Here is a 19,484-nt window from a genome sequence, read left to right as displayed (position 1 = left end):
CGACGGCACCGAGCGAGCCCGGACGTACGGGACTTCAAGATCACCCCATTGCCCCTCTGTCCCGTATCTCGGTCGGACCCCGAGGAGCCTCAGGCCGCCGGGCGGTCCATCGGGCGCTGGTGGCGCCACGGCCGTACGAGCCCCGCGAACGCGGCCAGCGCGCCCACCGCGCAGACCAGTTGGACGACGGCCATCGGTACGGCCGTCTCCTCGCCCGCGATCCCCACCAGCGGCGAGGCGATGGCCCCGATCAGGAACGACGCCGTGCCGATGAGCGCGGACGCCGAGCCCGCCGCGTGCGGGGCGCGCATCAGCGCGGAGGCGTTGGTGTTGGGCATCGCGAGGCCCATCGCGGACATCAGGACGAACAGCCCCGCCGCGACCGGGAAGAGGCCCACGTCCCCGAAGACCCCGGCGGTCATCAGCAGCAGCGCCAGCGCGGCGCCCGTGATGACGAGCAGGCCGAAGCCGAGCACCCGGTCCAGGGAGACCCGGCCGACCAGCACCCTGCCGTTGATCTGGCCGACGGCGATCAGGCCGATGGAGTTGACGCCGAAGAGCAGGCTGAAGGTCTGCGGCGACGCGCCGTAGATCTCCTGCACCACGAACGGCGAGGCGGCCACGTACGCGAAGAGCGCGGCGAAGGCGAGCCCGCCCGCGAGCGTGTAGCCGGTGAAGACCCGGTCGGCGAGCAGGCCGCGCATGGTGCGCAGCGCCTGGCCGACGCCGCCGCTGTGCCGCCGCTCCGGGGGCAGCGTCTCGTGCAGCCACTTCCAGACGACGAGGGTGAGGAGGACGCCGACCACGGTGAGGACGACGAAGATGCCGCGCCAGTCCGTGAGGCGCAGCACCTGGCCGCCGATGACGGGGGCGATGACCGGGGCTACACCGGAGATCAGCATCAGGGTGGAGAAGAAGCGGGCCATCTCCACGCCGTCGTACAGGTCGCGTACGACGGCGCGGGCGATCACGATGCCCGCCGCGCCCGCCAGGCCCTGGAGCAGCCGGAAACCGATGAGGAGTTCCACGGTGGGCGCGAACGCGCAGATGGCCGTGGCGATGACGTACACGACCATGCCGAACATCAGCGGCCTGCGCCGGCCGAACTTGTCGCTCATCGGGCCGACGACGATCTGGCCGAGCGCCATGCCTGCGAGGCAGGCGGTCAGCGTGAGCTGCGCGGTCGCGGCGGCCGTGCCGAGGGAGCGGGTGACCTCCGGGAGGGCCGGGAGGTACATGTCCATGGAGAGCGGTGGCAGCGCGGTGAGCCCGCCGAGGACGAGGGTGACCAGCAGCCCGGCCCGGCGCGCGGCGACCACGGCCGTCGGCACGGCCACCGGGTCGGGGACGGGCGTGGGGGGCGGTACGGGGGCGGTGCCCGCCGTGGGGGCGACCTTGGGGGTGGGTGCCGAGCGGCGCTGCTCGGGTCGTATGTGTGCGGTGCTTCCTTCGGTGGTGCGGCCGCCGTCCGGCATCCATATCTCCATGTCGTTGAAATCCTTACCTATGCTCTCAGCTCAGCCGGAGTGGTCGGGACCCATTAATCGGGAGCGGGCGAACAGTGAGTGAGGCGGCTATGACAGCAGGACGGATTCCGGACGACCGTGCCGTGCGCTGGGGCGTACTGGCGACGGGGGGCATCGCGGAACGGTTCACCTCCGATGTACGGGAACTGCCGGGCGCCGAGGTCGTCGCGGTGGCCTCGCGGCGCGAGGCGTCGGCGAAGGAGTTCGCGGACCGGTTCGGGATCCCGCGCGCGTACGGGGACTGGGCGGCGCTCGTGGCCGACGAGGAGGTGGACGTCGTGTACGTGGCGACCCCTCACTCCGCGCACCGGGCCGCCGCCGGGCTCGCGCTGGCGGCGGGCAAGCCGGTGCTGTGCGAGAAGGCGTTCACGCTCAACGCCCGGGAGGCCGGGGAACTGGTCTCCCTCGCCCGGGAGCGCGGCGTCTTCCTGATGGAGGCGATGTGGACGTACTGCAACCCGGTCGTCCTGCGGCTGGCGGAGCTGGTACGGGACGGGGTGATCGGCGAGATCCGTACCGTCCAGGCCGACTTCGGCCTCCAGGGCCCCTTCCCGGCCGATCACCGGCTGCGGGACGCGGCGCTCGGCGGGGGCGCCGTACTGGACCTGGGGGTGTACCCGGTCTCCTTCGCGCACCTGCTGCTGGGCGAGCCCGACCGCGTACAGGCGGACGCCCTGCTCTCCCCCGAGGGCGTCGACCTGAACACCGGCATGCTGCTGGGCTGGGAGTCGGGGGCGACGGCGCTGCTGTCGTGCTCGATCACGGCGGGGACCCCGGCGACGGCCACGGTGACGGGGACGGCGGGCCGGATCGACGTACCGTCCGGCTTCTTCCACGCGGACCGGTTCGTGCTGCGCCGGGACGGCGCGGAACCCGAGGAGATCACGGCGGGTCCGGAGGCGACGCTGCACGGCCTCCAGTACGAGGCGGCCGAGGTGGCGCGCTGCCTGCGGGCGGGCGCGACGGAGTCGCCGCTGGTGCCGCTGGACGGCACGCTCGCGGTGATGCGGACGCTGGACGCGGTACGGGAGCGCATCGGCGTCCGCTACCCGGTCGACCTGGAGGGGTAGACCTGGAGGGGTAGGACGCGGCCCGGGTACGCTCCGGGGCCATGGACGTCATGCGCAGCGGTGAGGACCAGGGCGGAGGACGGCGCGTCGCCGTCGTGACCGGGGCGGGCTCGGGCATCGGCCGGGCGGTCGCGGTGGCACTGAACGGCGCGGGCTGGTCGGTGGTGCTCGCGGGGCGGCGGGTCGCGGCGCTGGAGGAGACGGCCGGGGCGATGGGGCCGGGCGCGGACGTGGCGGCCGTACCGGCCGATGTGTCGCAACCGGCGGACGTGGACGCGCTGTTCGCGGCGGTGCGCGAGCGGTACGGCCGGCTCGACCTGCTCTTCAACAACGCGGGCACCTTCGGCCCCGGCGGCATCAAGGTGGAGGACCTGCCGTACTCGGCCTGGCGGAAGGTCCTGGACACCAATCTGACCGGTACGTTCCTGTGCGCGCAGGCGGCGTTCCGGCTGATGAGGGCGCAGGACCCGCAGGGCGGCCGGATCATCAACAACGGCTCCATCTCGGCGCACGCGCCGCGCCCCGACTCCGTCGCGTACACCGCCACGAAGCACGGCATGACCGGCCTCACCAAGTCGCTGTCCCTGGACGGCCGTCCGTACCGGATCGCCTGCGGGCAGATCGACATCGGCAACGCGGCGACCGACATGACGGAGCGGATGCGGCAGGGGGTGCCGCAGGCCAACGGGGAGCTGGCGGTGGAGCCGGTCATGGACGTGACGGATGTGGCGCGGACCGTGCTGCACATGGCGGAACTGCCGCTGGAGGCGAACGTGCAGTTCGCGACGGTGCTGGCGACGGCGATGCCGTTCGTGGGCCGGGGCTGACGGCTCCCGGACTGTCTCCGCTCAGGAGCCGTGTGTGACACGGATCTTGGACTGGCCGTGCGGCAGCTCCTCCCAGTCGTCCATGAAGCGGGCCGACAGGCCGTACTTCCCGGCCAGGGCGATGAGCGTCTCCGTACGGTAGTAGAAGTCCTCCCGCAGCACCTGGTGCTCCTCGCCCTCCGTACGGTCGAAGGTGAAGTCGAACCAGCCGCCGGGCGCCAGGACGCGGCCGACGTGGGCCAGGCACTCCTCGATGACCGGGAGCGGGGAGTGCGAGAAGACGCTGTGCGCGTGCACGACGTCGAACCAGGCGTCGGGCAGGAACGCCAGCTTCAGGTCACGGACCGGGGTCAGCGTGGGCAGCCGGTCCTGAAGCCCCCGGTCGACCAGGGTGTCCTGGGCAGCGGCGAGGATGTCGGGCGAGATGTCGATGCCGTAGTAGTGCGCGGGCTCCAGATGGCTGATGAAACGCCAGCCCGCCCGCAGGTTGCCGCAGCCGATCTCCAGCATCCGGTGCTCGGGGCGCAGCCCGTGGCCGAGCAGGTAGTCGAACTGCATCGTCCCCAGCGCCAGCCACCGCTCGTGCGTGGCGCTGCCGACCGCCGCGTGCGGGGCGACGCGGGTGTCGGAGCGCATCACGGCGCGGTAGTACGCGATGTGGTCCGGCCAGCGGTAACGCAGCCAGGTGTCCCTGGCCGCGCGCGCCAGGAAGCGCGGGGCCCTGCCGGGGTGGCGCAGGGCGTAGCCGACCCGGTGCCCGAGGGAGGCGCGGTTGACGGTGAGATTCTTGGCGGGCATGCGGATTCCTTTGGGGGGCTCGTCCTGGTGCTCGTACGGGTGCTGGTACCAGCCTCGGTGCGGGTGCGGGGAGTCCGGGTCGGCGGAGCGGCCCCGGTTCGGGGGCGGTGCGGGTGACGCCCGTGTCGGCCGATCGGTTGATGCGGGACGGCGGAGGAGGGGTTAGGACTGCTGGAGGAAGGAAGGGCGGTGCGGGGCGATGCGGAGGTTTCCGGTGGTACGGCACGGTGAGCCGGAGGGCGCGGCGCGGGCGGACGCCGACGTACGGTCCGACTCGGACGCGCGGGCGGACGGGGACGTACATTCCGACTCTGACGCGCGGGCGGACGCGGCGCGCGCCGACGGGAGCACGAACCCCGGCGCGCGGGCCCGCCGGGACGCGCGAGCCGGCGGTGACGCGGACCCCGACGCGCGGTGGCTCCGCTCGGTCCTGCACGCCGCGTTCTTCCTGCTGCTGGGCTCCTCGCTCCTCCGGCATGTGCTCCTGCACGGTGACGCGCCGCGGATCGGCTGGATCGTCACCCTCTTCGTCCTCTTCGGGCTCCTCTACGCGCTCGGCCGGGCCCTCGCGCCCGCGCCCCGCCCCGGCGCCCGCCCCACCGCCCGGTATCTGGTCTGGCTGGGGGCGGTGCTGGCGGTCTGGATCGTCCTGCTCGTCCTCGCGCCCAGCTCCGCCTGGTGTGCCATGCCGCTCTTCTTCGCCGGGCTGCACACCCTGCCCACCCGGCCGGCGGTGACCCTGGCGGCTGTGCTGACGGGACTGGTGGTGGCCTCCAAACTCCGTTTCACGGAGGGGGAGTTCGACCCCAACGTGCTGATCGTCCCGCCCGCCGTCGCCGCCGTCGGCACCGCCGTCCTGATCGCCCTCCAGCGCCAGGCGGCCCGCCAGCGCGTCCTGATCGAGGACCTGGTCCGTACCCGCCGCGACCTGGCGGCCACCGAACGGCGCGCGGGGATCCTGGCGGAGCGGCAGCGGCTGTCCGCGGAGATCCACGACACCCTCGCGCAGGGCCTGTCCAGCCAGCAGATGATGCTCCAGGCCGCCGACCGCCTCTGGCACGCGGACCCCGACGCGGCCCGCGGACATGTGCGGGACGCGGCCGGTATCGGGGCCCGCGGGCTCACCGAGGCCCGCCGGTTCGTCCATGACCTGGCCCCCGCCGACCTCGCGGAGCGCACCCTCGTCCAGGCGCTGGACGCGCTCGCCGACCGCGAGAGCGGCCCCGGCCTGGCCGTGGTCCTCCGGGTCGACGGCGCCCCTGGCCCGCTGCCGGAGCAGACCGAGGCCGCGCTGCTGCGGATCGCGCAGGGCGCGCTGGCCAATGTGCGCGAGCACGCCGGGGCGACGCGGGCCGCGCTGACCCTGACCTGGCTGGGCGACCAGATCTCCCTGGACGTCGCCGACAACGGGGCCGGCTTCGACGCGGACGCCGTGCCCGCTCCCGGCGCGGGCTCGGGGCGCGGGCACGGGCTGCCGGCCATGCGGGTCCGGGCGCTCGGCTCGGGCGGCACGCTCACCGTCGAGTCCGAGCCGGGCGGCGGCACCGTCGTGACCGTGGCCCTCCCCCTCACCGCCCCCGACATTCTCGAAGAGGTCGCCCCATGAGCCCGTCCGATGACACGTCGCCCGTACGGCTGCTGCTGTGCGACGACCACGCCGTGGTGCGGGCCGGGCTGCGCGCGCTGCTGTCCAGCACCGAGGGCATCGAGGTGGTCGGTGAGGCGGGCAGCGGCGAGGAGGCCCTCGCCCTGGCCGCCCGGGTCCGGCCCGACGTGGTGCTGATGGACCTCCAGCTCGGCGGCGGTATGGACGGCGTGGCCGCCACCCGCCACCTGGCTTCCGGAGCCGCGTACGGTACGGGGACGGAGACGGCGCCGCGCGTCCTGGTGCTCACCATGTTCGACACCGACGCCGACATCACCCGCGCCATCGAGGCCGGCGCCACCGGCTATCTGCTCAAGGCGGAGCAGCCGGACGAGCTGTTCGCCGCGATCCGGAACGCGGCGTCCGGGCGTACGGCGCTGTCGGCGCCGGTCGCCGACCGGGTGCTGGCCCAGATGCGCAGCCCGCGCCCCGCGCTCTCCGAGCGGGAGCGGGACATACTCCAGCAGTTGGCGCGCGGCCTGGGCAACCGGGACATCGCGCGCGCCCTGTTCATCAGCGAGGCCACGGTGAAGACCCATCTCGGGCGGATCTACGGGAAGTTGGGCGTGGACACCCGGGCGGGAGCGGTGGCCGTCGCCAACGAGCGGCGCCTGCTGCCCTGAGGCGGACCGCCTCGTACCCGGGAAGCCTGACCGCCTCGTACCCCGGAGCCGGACCGCCTCGGACCCGAGAGCCGGACCGCCTCGCGCACGAGGCCGGACCGCCGGAATAGGGTGGCCGGCCGTGCGGTTGGGCAGTGGCATGACCTCTCACGCCACACCCGCCCCCGGGTCCCCCGCCGTCCTCCGGTACACAGCCTTCTCGACCGATCCCCTGGGCGGAAACCCCGCCGGTGTCGTCCTGGACGCGCGAGGTCTCGACGACGGCGGGATGCTCGCGATCGCGGCGGAACTCGGGTACAGCGAGACCGCGTTCCTGACCGGCCTCCCGGAGGAGGGGGCGGCGGGCGGCGACCACGGCCGGGGGTACACCATCCGCTACTTCAGCCCCAAGGCCGAGGTCCCCTTCTGCGGACACGCCACCGTCGCGACCGCCGTCGCCCTGGCCGAGCGGACCGGCCCGGGTGACCTGGTCTTCGAGACCCGCGCCGGGACGGTGCCCGTCACCGTCGCCGAGGAGGGCGGCACGCTGCGGGCCACCCTCACCAGCGTCGAGCCGCACGTCACCGACGTGGCGCGGGACGACGTCCAGGAGGCTCTGGCCGCCCTCGGCTGGCCGGCCGCCGATCTCGACCCGGCCCTGCCGCCCCGTATCGCCTTCGCGGGCGCCCGCCATCTCGTGCTGGCCGCCGCGAGCCGGGCCCGGCTCGCGGATCTCGCCTACGACTTCGACCGGCTCGAAGCCCTGATGCGCCGGCTGGACCTGACCACGGTCCAGCTCGTGTGGCGGGCGTCCGCCGAGGTCTTCCATGTCCGCGACCCGTTCCCGGTGGGCGGGGTGGTCGAGGATCCCGCGACCGGCGCCGCCGCCCTGGCCTTCGGGGCGTATCTGCGCGCGCTGGACGCGGTGGCCGGGAACGCCGTCCTCACCCTGCACCAGGGCGAGGACATGGGCCGCCCCGGCGTGCTCACCGTGGAGCTGCGGGCGGGCGACCCGCGCGTCCGGGTGAGCGGCGCGGGGGCCCGTATCCCGGACGGCGGCTGACCCTGCGCCGAGGTCCAGGGCCCGCCACGCCTCAGGCCGCGAGGAGTGTGGCGATCTCCTTCATCTCGCCCTCGCCGAGCGGCCCGTACCGCAGCGCCCCCGCGTTCTCCTCGGCCTGGGCGACCGAGCGGATGCCCGGGATCGGCACCGTGTGCGGGCTGCGGGCCCAGAGCCAGGCGAGCGCTCCCTGCGCCAGGGTGCGACCGCCGGACGTGAGGAGGTCCCGTACGGCGTCGACCCGCGCCGCCTGCTCCGGGACCGGCAGCCCGCCCTCGCCGAACCAGCGCAGCCACGCGGGCGGTACGGTGCGGATGTCACCGGAGCCGCGCGTCCAGCCGGTCCCCGTGTCGGCCCCGGCGCCGGGGTTCCGCGCCAGCAGGCCCATCGCGAGCGGGCTGCGCACCACGCTCGCCAGTCCGTGTTCCGCGCACAGCTCCAGCATCTCCGGGGCGTCCTGGAGCACGTTGCACATGTGCTGCACGGCCGCGCAGTGCTCGCCCTGCGCGAACAGCGCCGCGCGCTCCGGGTCGTCGGTGCTCCAGGCGTACGTACGGATCAGCCCCTCCCGTACGAACTCCTCGCAGGTGTCGCGGAGTTCGGCGGCGGCGTCGAGGGGCGCGTCGGAGATGTGGAGCTGGTAGAGGTCCACGTACTCCGTGCCGAGGCGGCGCAGTGACGCGGTGAGCGCCCGCCGGGCGTGGCCGGGGGTGGCGTCCTGGCCGTGGGCGGTGCGGGTCGTCGCGTCGAAGAGGTTGCCCCATTTCGTGGCGATGACGGCCTCGTCGCGGTGGCCCCGCAGCGCCCGGCCGAGGACGGTCTCGCTGTGGCCCGTGCCGTAAGCGTCGGCCGTGTCGAAGAACGTGATGCCGAGGTCGAGCGCCCGCCGGACCGCGGCGACGGACTCGTCGTCGTCGACGGCGCCCCAGCCGAGCGGATTGCCGTCGGTGTTCTGCCATGCGCCGCCGATCGCCCAGCATCCGAAGCCGAGCGCGCCGACGGTGATCCCGCTGTCTCCCAGGGTCCTGCCCTGTATCTCAACCATGGTCAGCACCTTAGGAGTTGGAGCGCACGCGAAGGCAAGGACATCACTACGACCCAATCGTCAACTTCGGGTTGACGACCCCCCATCGTCAACCTAAGGTTGACGACATGGAGAATCCAGGGAACCCCACCCAGAAGCCCCTTCAGATCACCAACCCCGTCCGCCTCGACGACCTGATCGAAGGCATCAAGAAGGTCCACTCCGACACGCTGGACCAGCTCACCAGCGCGGTCGTGGCCGCCGACCACCTCGGCGAGGTGGCCGACCACCTCATCGGCCACTTCGTGGACCAGGCCCGGCGCTCCGGGGCCTCCTGGACCGACATCGGCCGCAGCATGGGCGTCACCAAGCAGGCCGCCCAGAAGCGCTTCGTACCGAAGGCCCCCGGCGAGATGTCGGCCCCCGACCCGAACGAGGGGTTCGGCCGGTACACCCCGGGCGCGAAGAGCGCCGTGGTGGCCGCGCAGAACGAGGCGCACGCCGCCGGGAACGACGAGATCGGCACCGCGCACCTCGCGCTCGGCCTGGTCAGCCTGCCGGACACCCTCGCCGCGCGGGCGATCGTCGCCCAGGGCGTGCCGCTGGACACCGTCCGCCAGGCGGCGACGGCGGCGCTGCCGGCCCGGGCCGAGACGACGCCCTCGCTGGTGCCGTTCGACGCGGGGGCGAAGAAGGTGCTGGAGCTGACCTTCCGCGAGGCGCTGCGGCTGGGCCACAACTACATCGGGACCGAGCACATCCTGCTGGCGCTGCTGGAGTTCGAGGACGGTACGGGGATCCTCCACGAGGCGGGCATCGACAAGACCGCCTCGGAGACCGAGATCACCGAAGCACTGGCCGCGATCGTCGCGGCCACCGCCCGGCAGGCCGAGAAGCCGCAGGAGTAGCCGCAGAAGTAGGCGGGGAGAACGGCCTCCCGGGGGTTGCCGTCGCGCCGTCGAAACTTTCCCGACGCGCGGCGGCAACCTTTCCCGTACCGGCGGCGACCAGAGAACACAGGGGCCCCAACCCCCCACCCCCTCTGGAGGATTCCGTGCGGTTCAGACCCCCACCCCCGGGCAGTTCACGCCCGCGTGCCCGCGGCTGGAAGCCGCTGGCCGTGCTCGCTCCGGCCGGCGCGGTCGTCGCCGCCCTCATGTCCCCCGTGGCGACACCCGCACAGGCCGCCGACCCGGCGCCGTCCGCCGACGCACGGAACGCACGGAACGCAGGGGACTCCCGACTCGCCGCCGCCGTACGCATGGAGCGCCTCGACCGCGGTCTGGTGAGCGTGCACACCGGCAACGACAACCTGGTGAGCTGGCGGTGGCTGGCGACCGACGCCGACAACGTCACGTTCAACCTCTACCGCGGCTCCGCCAAGGTCAACACCGAGCCGATCACCACCACGAACTACCTGCACAAGGACGCGCCCAACTCGGCGGACTACACCGTGCGGGCCGTCGTGAACGGTACGGAGCAGGCCGGCTCGCCCAGCGCGACGCAGTTCCGGCCCGGCTATCTCGACATACCGATCTCGGTGCCGCCGGGCGGCTCCGGCTACACGTACGAGGCCAACGACGCCTCCGTCGGTGACCTCGACGGCGACGGCGACCTCGACATCGTCCTGAAGTGGCAGCCCACCAACGCCAAGGACAACTCGCAGTCCGGTGTCACCGGCAACACGATCGTCGACGGCTACACACTCCAGGGCCAGCGGCTGTGGCGCATCGACCTCGGCCGCAACATCCGCTCCGGGGCGCACTACACGCAGTTCCAGGTCTTCGACTACGACGGCGACGGCAAGGCCGAGGTCGCCATGAAGACCGCCGACGGCACGGTCGACGGCACGGGCAAAGCCATCGGCAGCGCCTCGGCCGACCACCGCAACTCCTCCGGCTACGTACTGGCCGGGCCCGAGTACCTGACCGTGTTCAACGGGCAGACGGGCGCGGTGCGTTCGACCGTCGACTACGTGCCGCCGCGCGGCACCGTCTCCTCGTGGGGCGACTCGTACGGCAACCGCGTGGACCGCTTCCTGGCCGGCACCGCCTATCTGGACGGCGCCACCCCCTCCCTGATCATGGCGCGCGGCTACTACACCCGTACCGTGATCAGCGCTTGGAGCTTCACCGGCGGGCAGCTCACCCGTAAGTGGACGTTCGACACCAACAGCTCCACCAACACCGGCAAGGGGTACGACGGCCAGGGCAACCACGCCCTGACCATCGGTGACGTGGACGCCGACGGCCGGGACGAGATCGTCTACGGCTCGATGGCCGTCGACGACAACGGCTCGGGGCTGTGGACGACGAAGAACGGCCACGGCGACGCGGCCCACCTCGGCGACCTCGACCCGTCCCGCCCGGGGCTGGAGTACTTCAAGGTGGACGAGGAGTCCACGAAGCCGTCGTCGTACTTCGCGGACGCCAGGACCGGACAGGTCCTCTGGTCGACCCCGGCCTCCGGTGACAACGGCCGCGGGGTGTCCGGCGACATCTGGGCCGGCAGCCCCGGCGCCGAGTCCTGGTCGGCGGCCGACGGCTCGCTGCGCGGCACCGGCGGCGCCGCCCTGGGCCGCAAGCCGTCCTCGTCCAACTTCCTGGCCTGGTGGGACGGCGACCCGGTGCGCGAACTGCTCGACGCCACCCGCATCGACAAGTACGGCACGTCCGGTGACACCCGGCTGCTGACCGCCTCCGGTGTGCACTCCAACAACGGGACGAAGGCGACCCCTTCGCTCTCCGGCGACATCCTCGGCGACTGGCGCGAGGAAGTCGTCTGGCCCACCGCCGACAACACGGCGCTGCGGGTCTACTCCACACCGCACCTGACCGACCGCAAGATCACCACACTGCTCCACGACCGGATGTACCGGACGGCGCTGGCCTGGCAGAACACGGCGTACAACCAGCCGCCGCACCCCAGCTTCTTCATCGGCAACAACATGCCGACCCCGCCCCGTCCGGTCATCACCACCCCCTGAACCGCACGACACCCCTCGGGGGCAACTCCCCAGCAATTCCCCGCAACTCCCCACACAAGGAGACATCTCCGTATGAGTGACCAGCAGCACGGCAAGCAACTCAGCGTCAGGAAGCGCCGGATGATCACCGGCGGCCTCGGCGCCGTCGCCCTCACCGTCGGCGCGCTGACCTCCGGCCTGACCCTGCCGTCCGCGATGGCGGCCACCTGGCCGTCGGCCAACGGCAGCGAGGCCGTGGGCGCGACCAAGCCGATCAGCGGCACCGTCGACGGCGGCATGAAGCGCTACTACGGCACCGGCGACCTCGGCTCCGGCGGCCAGGACGAGAACCAGGAGCCGCTGTTCAAGCTCGCCGACGGCGCGACCCTGAAGAACGTCATCATCGGCGCGCCCGCCTCCGACGGCATCCACTGCTCCGGGAGCTGCACGCTCCAGAACATCTGGTGGGAGGACGTCGGCGAGGACGCGGCCACCTTCCGGGGCACCGGCAAGACGTTCAACGTGGTCGGCGGCGGCGCGCGCAAGGCCGGGGACAAGATCTTCCAGTTCAACGGCGGCGGCACGCTGAACGTCTCCAACTTCGCCGGGCAGGACTTCAAGACGTTCGTCCGCTCCTGCGGAAACTGCTCCTCCCAGTACAAGCGCACGATCAACGTCACCAACACCGAGATCACCGCGCCCGGCGGGGTCATCGGCGGGATCAACACCAATTACGGTGACTCGCTGACCCTGCGGGGCATCACCATCGTCGGGGACAGCAGCAAGAAGATCGTGCCGTGCCAGAAGTACATCGGCAACAACACCGGTGCCGAGCCGACGAAGAACGGCACGGGCCCGGACAGCACGTACTGCAAGTACGCCACCTCGGACCTCACCTACAGGTAGGCAGGTGGCCGGGTAACAGGAAGGCCTGCCCTCAGGGGCGGTAGACGTCTTCTCCGGTGCTGGTTCCGGTCCCCGTACCGTTACCGGTGCCGGAGGAGGCGTACCCCTCGCCCTCCTCGACCGCGCCGCCGAGCTTGCTCCTGGCGGCCTCGACGGACTGCGTCTCGTTCGTGCCGATCACCCACCGCGTGCCGATCAGATAGGCACCGCCGTACATCTGCGCGTAGTCGACCCACTCACGCTTGCCCTTGTCGGTGGTGAAGCTGATGAGCGTGTAGGCGGTCTCGCCCTTCTTGCAGACCCCCTGGCGGTAGTCCTCCACCGTCATCCTGATCTGGGCCTCACAGCCGACGGCGGCGGCGAGCTGCTCCACCGTGGCGGGCCGGGGTGACGGCGAGACGGAGGCGGCGGGCCGCTCGGGATCCGCCGAGCCCTTGCCCTGCGCCGTGCTCCGGTCCTTGCCCTGGTCCGGGTCCTGGTCGGTGCCGCCGCCCCCGCATCCGGCGAGCAGCAGCACCCCCGCGGCGATCAGCCCCGCCACCACCGGACGGGGCCCGGGGCGTGAGGGGTAGAGCGGTTGCGGCCTGTGCGGAAGAAGGCGTATCACGCCCACGCATACGTACACGGCGGCGTGTGCGTTCAATGCGTTGCGTTCAACACGGCGCGTTCCCATACGATGCGTTCAACCGCGGTGCGGCGCCCCCGTGTCGGGGCGGCGGGGCACGTTGTTGAGATACGTGAGCACCGCCTGCACCCGGCGGTGTCCGCTGTCGCTCGGCGGCAGCCCCAGCTTCAGGAACACATTGCCGATGTGTTTGCTCACGGCCCGTTCCGTGACGACCAACGTGGTGGCCATGGTGGTGTTGTCATGGCCCTCGGCCATCAGCTTCAGGACCTCGCGCTCGCGCGGCGTCAGCGAGTCGAGGGGCGAGTCCCGGCGGCGGGTGAGGAGTTCGGTCACCACCTCGGGGTCGAGCGCCGTGCCACCGGCCGCGACCCGGTCCAGCGCGTCCAGGAACTCGTCGACCCGGCCCACCCGGTCCTTGAGCAGATAGCCGACGCCCCGCGCCCCGCCGCCCAGCAGCTCGGCGGCGTACGACTCCTCCACGTACTGCGAGAGGACCAGCACCGGCAGCCCGGGGATCTCCTCGCGCGCCGTGAGCGCCGCGCGCAGGCCCTCGTCGCGGAAGCCCGGAGGCATCCGGACATCGAGCACGGCGATGTCCGGACGGTGTTCGAGCAGCGCCGGCACGACTTCGGGCCCGCTGCCCGCCACGGCCACGACCTCGTGCCCGGCGGAGGAGAGCAGCAGGACGAGCCCCTCCCGCAGCAGGGCATGGTCCTCGGCGATCACCACACGCACGGCAACTCCACTTCGATCAGGGTCGGGCCCCCGACGGGGCTGGTGACCACCACGGTTCCGTCCAGCGCGGCGACCCGGCGCCGCAGTCCCAGCAGCCCCGACCCGCCCGGCTCCAGACCGGAGGCGGCGGCGGACGCCGGGCTCGCGAGGGCGTTCTCGGCGCCGCCCCTGCCCTCGTCGCGCACCCGCACCCGCAGCCCCGTCACCGTACGGTCGAGCCGGACCTCGGCCCGGTCGGAGCCGCTGTGCCGGGCCGCGTTGGTCAGGGCCTCCGCGACGACGAAGTAGGCGGCGGCCTCGACCGCCGCCGGGGCCCTCGCCCCGTCTCGCGCGTCACTTCCATGGTGCCCGTCCGCCAGATCGGTCACCGTGACACTCACGTCGAGCCCGCTGCTCGCGGCGAGCGCCCGTACGGCCCCGGCGAGACCGCGGTCGGTGAGGATCGGCGGGTGGATGCCGCGTACGACATGGCGCAGCTCCGTCAGCGCCTCCTCCGCCTGGTCCTGCGCGTCGTCCAGGAGCTTGCGGGCGGCCACCGGGTCGCCGTCGTACATCCGCTTCGCGAGGCCGATCCGCATGGACAGCGACACGAGCCGCGCCTGGGTGCCGTCGTGCAGGTCCCGTTCGATCCGGCGCAGTTCGGCGCCGTGCGCGGCGATCGCGCCCGCCCGGGTCTCGGTCAGCACCTCGACGCGCTCGGCGAGCCGCGCCTTCGGCGAGGGCTTGAGCAGGGCGGTCGACCAGGTGGCGTCGAGATCCGCGAGGCGGCCGATCAGCGGCAGGACGACCGCCTCGCGGCGCAGCAGCCCGCACCGCACACCGTCCACGAGCAGGCCCGCCACCCACAGCGGGACCGCCAGGTACGCGAGGCAGCCGTACACGTAGTGGGCGGCCATCCAGCGCAGGTCGGCGTAGGTGCCGGGGTCGCGGACCACCGTCCGCAGGCGCGTCCGGAGCGTCCCCGTGACGGGGAGGTACGCCTCGGGGATCTCCCGGCCCGTCCACGCGGCCACCTGGCGCCGCTTGGACCCCGCCATCCGGCGTACCAGCAGCACCGTCTCGGGCAGTATCCCGGCGCCGACCAGCAGGAGGGTGACGGTGGCCGTGAACAGCAGCACGGCGACGAAGAGGTACGAGCCGAAGGCCAGCACCGCGGCCCCGGCGAGCTGGACCGTGGCCCGCGCCGCCTGTCGCACCGTCGTCCGCATGGGGCTCATTTCAGCAGTTCCTACAGATCCGGGGGGGGCGGCGCTCAGTGGCCGAGCCAGTAACCGAAGCCCTTGCGGGTGTGGATCAGCGGCGGATCCTCCTGGTTGACCTTGCGCCGCAGACGGGAGACCAGCTTCTCGATGGCGTTGTCGGCGCGGTCCTCGCCCCAGACGTGCCGGCGGATCTGCTCCTTGGAGAGGACCTGTTCCGCGTGGACCAGGAGGTGGCGCAGCAGCCGGTACTCGGCGGGGGTGAGGTCGAGCGTGCGCCGGCCGCGCCGGGCCCGGCAGGTGGCGTCGTCCAGGGTGAGGTCACCGTAGCGAGGCGCCCCGGCCCGGGGCCCCTCGGCGCTGCGGACGCGCAGCAGTGTCTCGGCCCTGGCCAGGACCTCGGCGATACGGAACGGCTTGGTGACGTAGTCGGAGGCGCCCGTGCCCAGCCCGGGGGCCAGCGAGTCGAGGGAGTCCAGGGCGGCGAGGAAGAGCAGGGGCGGGCGGTCGGCGGCGGGGAGGCTGGGGTAGCCGCTGACGTGCTTCAGGTCGCGCATGGTCAGGTCGACGACGACCAGATCGGCGGGCTGTTCCCCGAGCCGTGACAGCGCCTCCTGGCCGGAGCCGGCCGTTCCGGTGCGGAAGCCCGCGAGTTCCATGGTGGTCGAGAGCAGTTCGACCGTTCCGGGGTCGTCGCCGACGATCAGGACCCGCCGCCCGGCCCCGCGGGCCGACAACGGTCTCTCACTGAACGGTCTCCCACCGACATTCCCGTACATGGACCGACCATTCGTGTAGGGCTCGCGTGCCACCGATTCGTGCGCCGCCATGGGGTGCGTCCCGCCCGGTCAGGCGGTGGGCTCCGGCCCGGTGTCCTCCTCGTCGACGGCATGGCTGAGGAAGTCGTCGACCATCCGGTTGAAGAGGACGGCGAGCTGGTGGAGCTCCTCGGGCGACCACTCCTCCAGGGCCATCTCCATGCCCCGGCGGCTCGCGTCGCGGATCCGGCCGATCGCGTCCCGGCCGACCGGGGTGAGCTGGACGCGCTGGGCCCGGCGGTCGTCCGGGTCCGGGACGCGGGTCACGTAACCGGACTTCTGCAACTGCTGCACCTGCCGGGTGATGTGCGACGCCTCGACACCGAGCCGGACGGCCAGCTCGCCGGGGCGCAGGGCGTCGGAGTCGGCCATCGCCCGCAGGAGGGCGACGGCGGCGCGGTCCAGTGAGACACCGGCCAGCGCCATGAGGCGCTCGTGCTGCCGGACCCGGTTGGTCAGGTACGAGATGTGGGTGAGGGCCCGTTCGATCTCGATGATGTCGGTCGAGACGGGGACGGGAACGGGGCCGGGGACGGCGGTGTGCGGCGGTGTGGGCATGTGCACCAGTTTATCATCTGCTTGCTTGACTCAAGTAACTCAAACGTGCTTGCCTGACTCAACCAAGCGGGCGCTCACCGTATCGCGCGCGCTCAGGTCCACCCGACCGTATCCGTAGGAAGAAAGCGGGCACCTCATGAGCAGCACCGGCCTTCAGGGGCGCAGTGTCGTCGTCACCGGAGCGGGATCGGGGATCGGCCGCGCCGCGGCCCTCCACTTCGCCAGGGAGGGCGCACAGATCCTGGTCGCGGACCTGAACCAGGAAGGCGCCGACGGGACCGTCGAGGCGATAACGGCAGCGGGCGGGACGGCCGTCGCGGTCGTCGGCGACCTGAGCGACCAGAAGGTGGCGGAGCAGGTCGTCGCCACGGCCGTGGAGAGCTTCGGCGGGCTGGACGTCCTGGTGAACAACGCCGGTGTCATGGACCGCATGTCGGCGCTGGGCGAGACAGACGACGCCGAGTGGGAGCGGGTCATCGGGGTCAACCTGACGGCACCCTTCGTGCTGACCCGCGCCGCCCTGCCGCACCTGCTGACGGCGGGCGCCGCGGGCGGCGCCGCGATCGTCTTCACCGCGTCCGAGGCCGGTCTGCGCGGCAGCGCCGCCGGAGCCGCCTACACCGCCTCCAAGCACGGCGTCGTCGGGCTGACCAAGTCGCTCGCCGTGATGTACCGGACGCGGGGCATCCGTACCAACGCCATCGCGCCCGGCGCCACCGCGACCCACATCCAGGTCGACGCCAGGAGCGAGGCCGAGGGGCCGGCCACCCTCGCCCCGTACCTCCGTCTCGCGGGCAAGGTGGCCGAGGCGGAGGAGCAGGCCGCGGCGATCGTCTTCCTCGCCTCGGACGCCGCGAGCAACATCAACGGGGCCGTCCTGCCCGTGGACAACGGCTGGTCCGCGATCTGAGCCCGGGAGGGGGGACTGATCCGGGGCGGAGACGTTCGAACCGAACGTCCCCGCCCCGGACCGGGCCTGCTCACCCGCCGCGGATCACCCGCTCGGGATCACTCGCTCTCCGCCACCGAGATCGCGGCGGCCGGGCAGACGGTGGCGGCTTCCCGGACCGTCGGCCACAGCTCCGCGGCCGGCTCCGGTTCGAGCAGGATGACGACGCCGTCGTCGTCCCGCTGGTCGAACACCGCGGGCTCCAGCAGCACACACGTACCGGCGCCGCAGCACTTGTCCTCGTCGACGGTTACCTTCACGGTCGTTCCTCCCTCGGCTACGGGCGGTGCGTGGCGGGCGCCAGCCACATGCCGACGAGAGCGTCGACCAGGCCGGTGGCGGCGTCGTGCCAGCAGGAGCGGACCGTGCCCGCCCCCTCGGCCAGCGCCCGTTCACGCTCCGCGCACATGTGGACCATCAGATGCCGTGCCATCAGTCCGCGCTCGGCGTGCACCTCGGCGGGCAGGTCGGGCAGGGTGCGGTTGAAGCCGTCCACGATCCCCTGGAGCGCCGGGGACGTCAACGACTCGTCGATCACGGTGTCGCGCAGCGCGGGGTCGGTCATCGCCTGGGCGCAGAACCGCGCGTACCAGGTGGGGCTGCCCAGCGCCTCCAGGTGCTCCGTCATCGGATACACCAGGCAGGTCACCCAGACGCGGACGTCGGTGGAGTCACCGGCGTCGGCGAGCCGCCGCTCCCTGGCCCGTTCGATCTGCGCGGCGTGCTTGCGCGCGATCGCCCGCACCAGATCGGCCTTGGTGCCGAAGTGGTAGCCGACCGCGGCGTTGTTGCCCTGGCCCGCGGCCTCGCTGACCTGCCGGTTGGAGACCGCGTACACCCCGCGCTCGGCGAACAGCCGCTCCGCCGTGGTCAGGATCGACTCCCGTGTCGCGCTGACCTGTTCGGCCCGCACCGTCCTGCCTGCCATGTTCACCATCTCACTGGTACCTCGCGCAAGCCGCCGACCATCAGGCCTTCGAGCTTGGGCAGTTCTTCCACCGTGACAGCGAGGTGCAGCGTGGGCAGCCGGCGCAGCAGTACGTCCAGGACAGCCTGCAACTCGGTGCGGGCCAGTGCCTGTCCCAGGCACGAGTGTGCCCCGGAGCCGAACGCCAGATGGACGTTGGGGGTGCGGCCGAGCTCCATCTTCTCGGCGTGGTCGAAGGCCCGCTCGTCCCGGTTGGCCGCGCTCATGTTGCACATCACGGTGGTACCGCGCGGCACCAGAACCCCGCCGATCTCGGTGTCCTCGCCAATGTATCGCGGCAGGCCGAGTCCCCCGCTGGCGTCCAGCCGCAGCGCCTCCTCCACCGCCGAGCGGACCAGCGACCGGTCGGCGAGCAACTGCTCCCAGAGCCGCCGGTCGCCCAGCAGCATGGCGACCATCTTGCCGATCTGGTTGGCCGTCGTCTCGTGGCCGGCGAGCAGCAGTCCCAGTCCGGTGGCGACCAGTTCCTTGTCGGACATCCGGTAACCGTCGGCGCCGGTGGCCACGATCAGCTCGGAGAGCAGGTCGTCGGTCGGCTCGGCCCGTTTGGCGGCGACATGGCCCGCCATGTAGTCGGAGAACTCGTGGTGCGCCCTCTCGACCTCCTCGTCCGTGTAACGGGTGAGGTTGAGCAGCGAGTCGGACCAGTGGGAGAACCTGTCGCGGTCCGTCTCGGGCACCCCGAGCAGGTCGCAGATCACCCACACCGGCAGCGGGAAGCCCAGCGCGGCCTTCAGGTCGGCCGGCCGGCCGCTCGCCACCATCTCGTCGATGAGCCGGTCGGCCATCGCCTCGATGCCGGGGCGGAGCGCGGCCATGCGCTTGGCCGTGAACCACTTCCCGACCAGCCGCCGCCACTGCTGGTGCCCCGCGCCGCTCTGCGGGATCGTGGCCGACATCTCGCTGTTGAAGAGCCCGCCCGACTCGGTGTCGGAGATCCGGGCCGCGTCCGCGGCGTCGAGCTGCCGGCTGAACCGCGGGTCGGACAGCACCTGTTTGACGTCGTCGTACCGCGTCAGCAGCGCCGCCTCGTCCCCGCTGGGCAGCTTCACCCTGGCCACCGGGCACCCCTGCCGCAGCGCCGCCCACTCGGCCGGCGGGTCCAGCGGCGCGTCGTTGGGGATCGGGTAGGTGTGGACCTGGTCGGCCTCATTGTTGCTCATCGTGTCTCCTCGGTCAGGGAAGA

The 19,484-nt window shown here is 72.4% G+C and carries 20 protein-coding genes; 9 read left to right on the top strand and 11 right to left on the bottom strand.

From position 1 onward, the window contains the following. Positions 1-89 precede the first annotated feature (89 nt). Positions 90-1,475: a multidrug effflux MFS transporter gene (locus ACIBJC_RS23420; RefSeq protein ID WP_399296024.1), complete on the bottom strand. Its 1,386-nt coding sequence runs from the start codon at positions 1,473-1,475 to the stop codon at positions 90-92. A 101-nt stretch (positions 1,476-1,576) separates the two neighbouring features. Between ACIBJC_RS23420 and ACIBJC_RS23415 the strand changes: the two genes are divergently transcribed. Both ACIBJC_RS23415 and ACIBJC_RS23410 read left to right on the top strand, forming a co-directional pair. Next, complete coding sequence (locus ACIBJC_RS23415) at positions 1,577-2,596, top strand: Gfo/Idh/MocA family protein (RefSeq protein WP_399295465.1); 1,020 nt, start codon at positions 1,577-1,579, stop codon at positions 2,594-2,596. 41 nt (positions 2,597-2,637) lie between these two features. Beyond that, positions 2,638-3,423: an SDR family oxidoreductase gene (locus ACIBJC_RS23410; protein ID WP_399295463.1), complete on the top strand. Its 786-nt coding sequence runs from the start codon at positions 2,638-2,640 to the stop codon at positions 3,421-3,423. Positions 3,424-3,444: 21 nt separating this feature from the next. Here ACIBJC_RS23410 and ACIBJC_RS23405 read toward each other — a convergent pair whose 3' ends face one another. Continuing rightward, the gene (locus ACIBJC_RS23405; RefSeq protein ID WP_329821374.1) at positions 3,445-4,221 is read right to left on the bottom strand and encodes a class I SAM-dependent methyltransferase; all 777 of its coding nucleotides are present in this window, start codon (positions 4,219-4,221) and stop codon (positions 3,445-3,447) included. 199 nt (positions 4,222-4,420) lie between these two features. Between ACIBJC_RS23405 and ACIBJC_RS23400 the strand changes: the two genes are divergently transcribed. From ACIBJC_RS23400 to ACIBJC_RS23390, 3 genes are all read left to right on the top strand, one after another. Beyond that, complete coding sequence (locus ACIBJC_RS23400; RefSeq protein WP_399295461.1) at positions 4,421-5,827, top strand: sensor histidine kinase; 1,407 nt, start codon at positions 4,421-4,423, stop codon at positions 5,825-5,827. Then, positions 5,824-6,489 (top strand): response regulator, encoded by a 666-nt coding sequence (locus tag ACIBJC_RS23395; RefSeq protein WP_399295459.1) that lies wholly within the window; start codon positions 5,824-5,826, stop codon positions 6,487-6,489. Before ACIBJC_RS23400 ends, ACIBJC_RS23395 begins: the two co-directional genes overlap by 4 nt. Before the next feature lie 139 nt (positions 6,490-6,628). Continuing rightward, complete coding sequence (locus ACIBJC_RS23390) at positions 6,629-7,531, top strand: PhzF family phenazine biosynthesis protein (protein WP_399295456.1); 903 nt, start codon at positions 6,629-6,631, stop codon at positions 7,529-7,531. A gap of 31 nt (positions 7,532-7,562) precedes the next feature. Here ACIBJC_RS23390 and ACIBJC_RS23385 read toward each other — a convergent pair whose 3' ends face one another. Further along, positions 7,563-8,573 (bottom strand): aldo/keto reductase, encoded by a 1,011-nt coding sequence (locus tag ACIBJC_RS23385; RefSeq protein WP_399295454.1) that lies wholly within the window; start codon positions 8,571-8,573, stop codon positions 7,563-7,565. A 107-nt stretch (positions 8,574-8,680) separates the two neighbouring features. Between ACIBJC_RS23385 and ACIBJC_RS23380 the strand changes: the two genes are divergently transcribed. The 3 genes from ACIBJC_RS23380 to ACIBJC_RS23370 all read left to right on the top strand — a co-directional run bounded on the left by ACIBJC_RS23380 (position 8,681) and on the right by ACIBJC_RS23370 (position 12,423). Continuing rightward, positions 8,681-9,460: a Clp protease N-terminal domain-containing protein gene (locus ACIBJC_RS23380; RefSeq protein WP_399295452.1), complete on the top strand. Its 780-nt coding sequence runs from the start codon at positions 8,681-8,683 to the stop codon at positions 9,458-9,460. 248 nt (positions 9,461-9,708) lie between these two features. Further along, positions 9,709-11,538, top strand: a complete 1,830-nt coding sequence (locus ACIBJC_RS23375; protein WP_399296022.1) for a rhamnogalacturonan lyase — start codon at positions 9,709-9,711, stop codon at positions 11,536-11,538. Between the two features lie 72 nt (positions 11,539-11,610). Beyond that, the gene (locus ACIBJC_RS23370) at positions 11,611-12,423 is read left to right on the top strand and encodes a pectate lyase (protein ID WP_399295450.1); all 813 of its coding nucleotides are present in this window, start codon (positions 11,611-11,613) and stop codon (positions 12,421-12,423) included. Positions 12,424-12,454: 31 nt separating this feature from the next. On the opposite strand, the gene ACIBJC_RS23365 is transcribed toward ACIBJC_RS23370, so the two are convergent. The 5 genes from ACIBJC_RS23365 to ACIBJC_RS23345 form a co-directional block, all read right to left on the bottom strand. Then, positions 12,455-12,964 carry a hypothetical protein gene (locus ACIBJC_RS23365; RefSeq protein ID WP_399295448.1) on the bottom strand — a complete coding sequence of 170 codons (510 nt, stop codon included), beginning with the start codon at positions 12,962-12,964 and terminating at the stop codon, positions 12,455-12,457. Positions 12,965-13,105: 141 nt separating this feature from the next. Then, the gene (locus tag ACIBJC_RS23360; protein WP_399295446.1) at positions 13,106-13,786 is read right to left on the bottom strand and encodes a response regulator; all 681 of its coding nucleotides are present in this window, start codon (positions 13,784-13,786) and stop codon (positions 13,106-13,108) included. Further along, the gene (locus ACIBJC_RS23355) at positions 13,774-14,994 is read right to left on the bottom strand and encodes a histidine kinase (protein ID WP_399296020.1); all 1,221 of its coding nucleotides are present in this window, start codon (positions 14,992-14,994) and stop codon (positions 13,774-13,776) included. Before ACIBJC_RS23355 ends, ACIBJC_RS23360 begins: the two co-directional genes overlap by 13 nt. A 44-nt stretch (positions 14,995-15,038) precedes the next feature. After that, positions 15,039-15,764, bottom strand: a complete 726-nt coding sequence (locus ACIBJC_RS23350; protein WP_399295444.1) for a response regulator transcription factor — start codon at positions 15,762-15,764, stop codon at positions 15,039-15,041. A 69-nt stretch (positions 15,765-15,833) separates the two neighbouring features. Next, positions 15,834-16,361, bottom strand: coding sequence for a MarR family winged helix-turn-helix transcriptional regulator (locus ACIBJC_RS23345; RefSeq protein WP_399295442.1), 528 nt, complete (start codon positions 16,359-16,361; stop codon positions 15,834-15,836). Positions 16,362-16,497: 136 nt separating this feature from the next. On the opposite strand from ACIBJC_RS23345, the gene ACIBJC_RS23340 reads away from it, so the two are divergent. After that, complete coding sequence (locus tag ACIBJC_RS23340; RefSeq protein WP_399295440.1) at positions 16,498-17,271, top strand: SDR family NAD(P)-dependent oxidoreductase; 774 nt, start codon at positions 16,498-16,500, stop codon at positions 17,269-17,271. A 98-nt stretch (positions 17,272-17,369) separates the two neighbouring features. On the opposite strand, the gene ACIBJC_RS23335 is transcribed toward ACIBJC_RS23340, so the two are convergent. The 3 genes from ACIBJC_RS23335 to ACIBJC_RS23325 are packed head-to-tail and all read right to left on the bottom strand — an operon-like array spanning position 17,370 to position 19,461. Continuing rightward, a complete protein-coding gene (locus tag ACIBJC_RS23335; RefSeq protein WP_399295438.1) occupies positions 17,370-17,570 on the bottom strand; it encodes a ferredoxin in 201 nt (66 codons plus the stop codon). A 17-nt stretch (positions 17,571-17,587) separates the two neighbouring features. Further along, the gene (locus tag ACIBJC_RS23330; RefSeq protein WP_399295436.1) at positions 17,588-18,238 is read right to left on the bottom strand and encodes a TetR/AcrR family transcriptional regulator; all 651 of its coding nucleotides are present in this window, start codon (positions 18,236-18,238) and stop codon (positions 17,588-17,590) included. 2 nt (positions 18,239-18,240) lie between these two features. Further along, on the bottom strand, positions 18,241-19,461 hold the full coding sequence (locus ACIBJC_RS23325; protein WP_399295434.1) for a cytochrome P450: 1,221 nt from the start codon (positions 19,459-19,461) through the stop codon (positions 18,241-18,243). Between the last annotated feature and the right edge of the window lie 23 nt (positions 19,462-19,484).

This window comes from Streptomyces sp. NPDC050509 (genome assembly GCF_044457965.1).
GTDB lineage: Bacteria > Actinomycetota > Actinomycetes > Streptomycetales > Streptomycetaceae > Streptomyces.
This window is presented reverse-complemented; position numbering and strand designations above follow the sequence as displayed.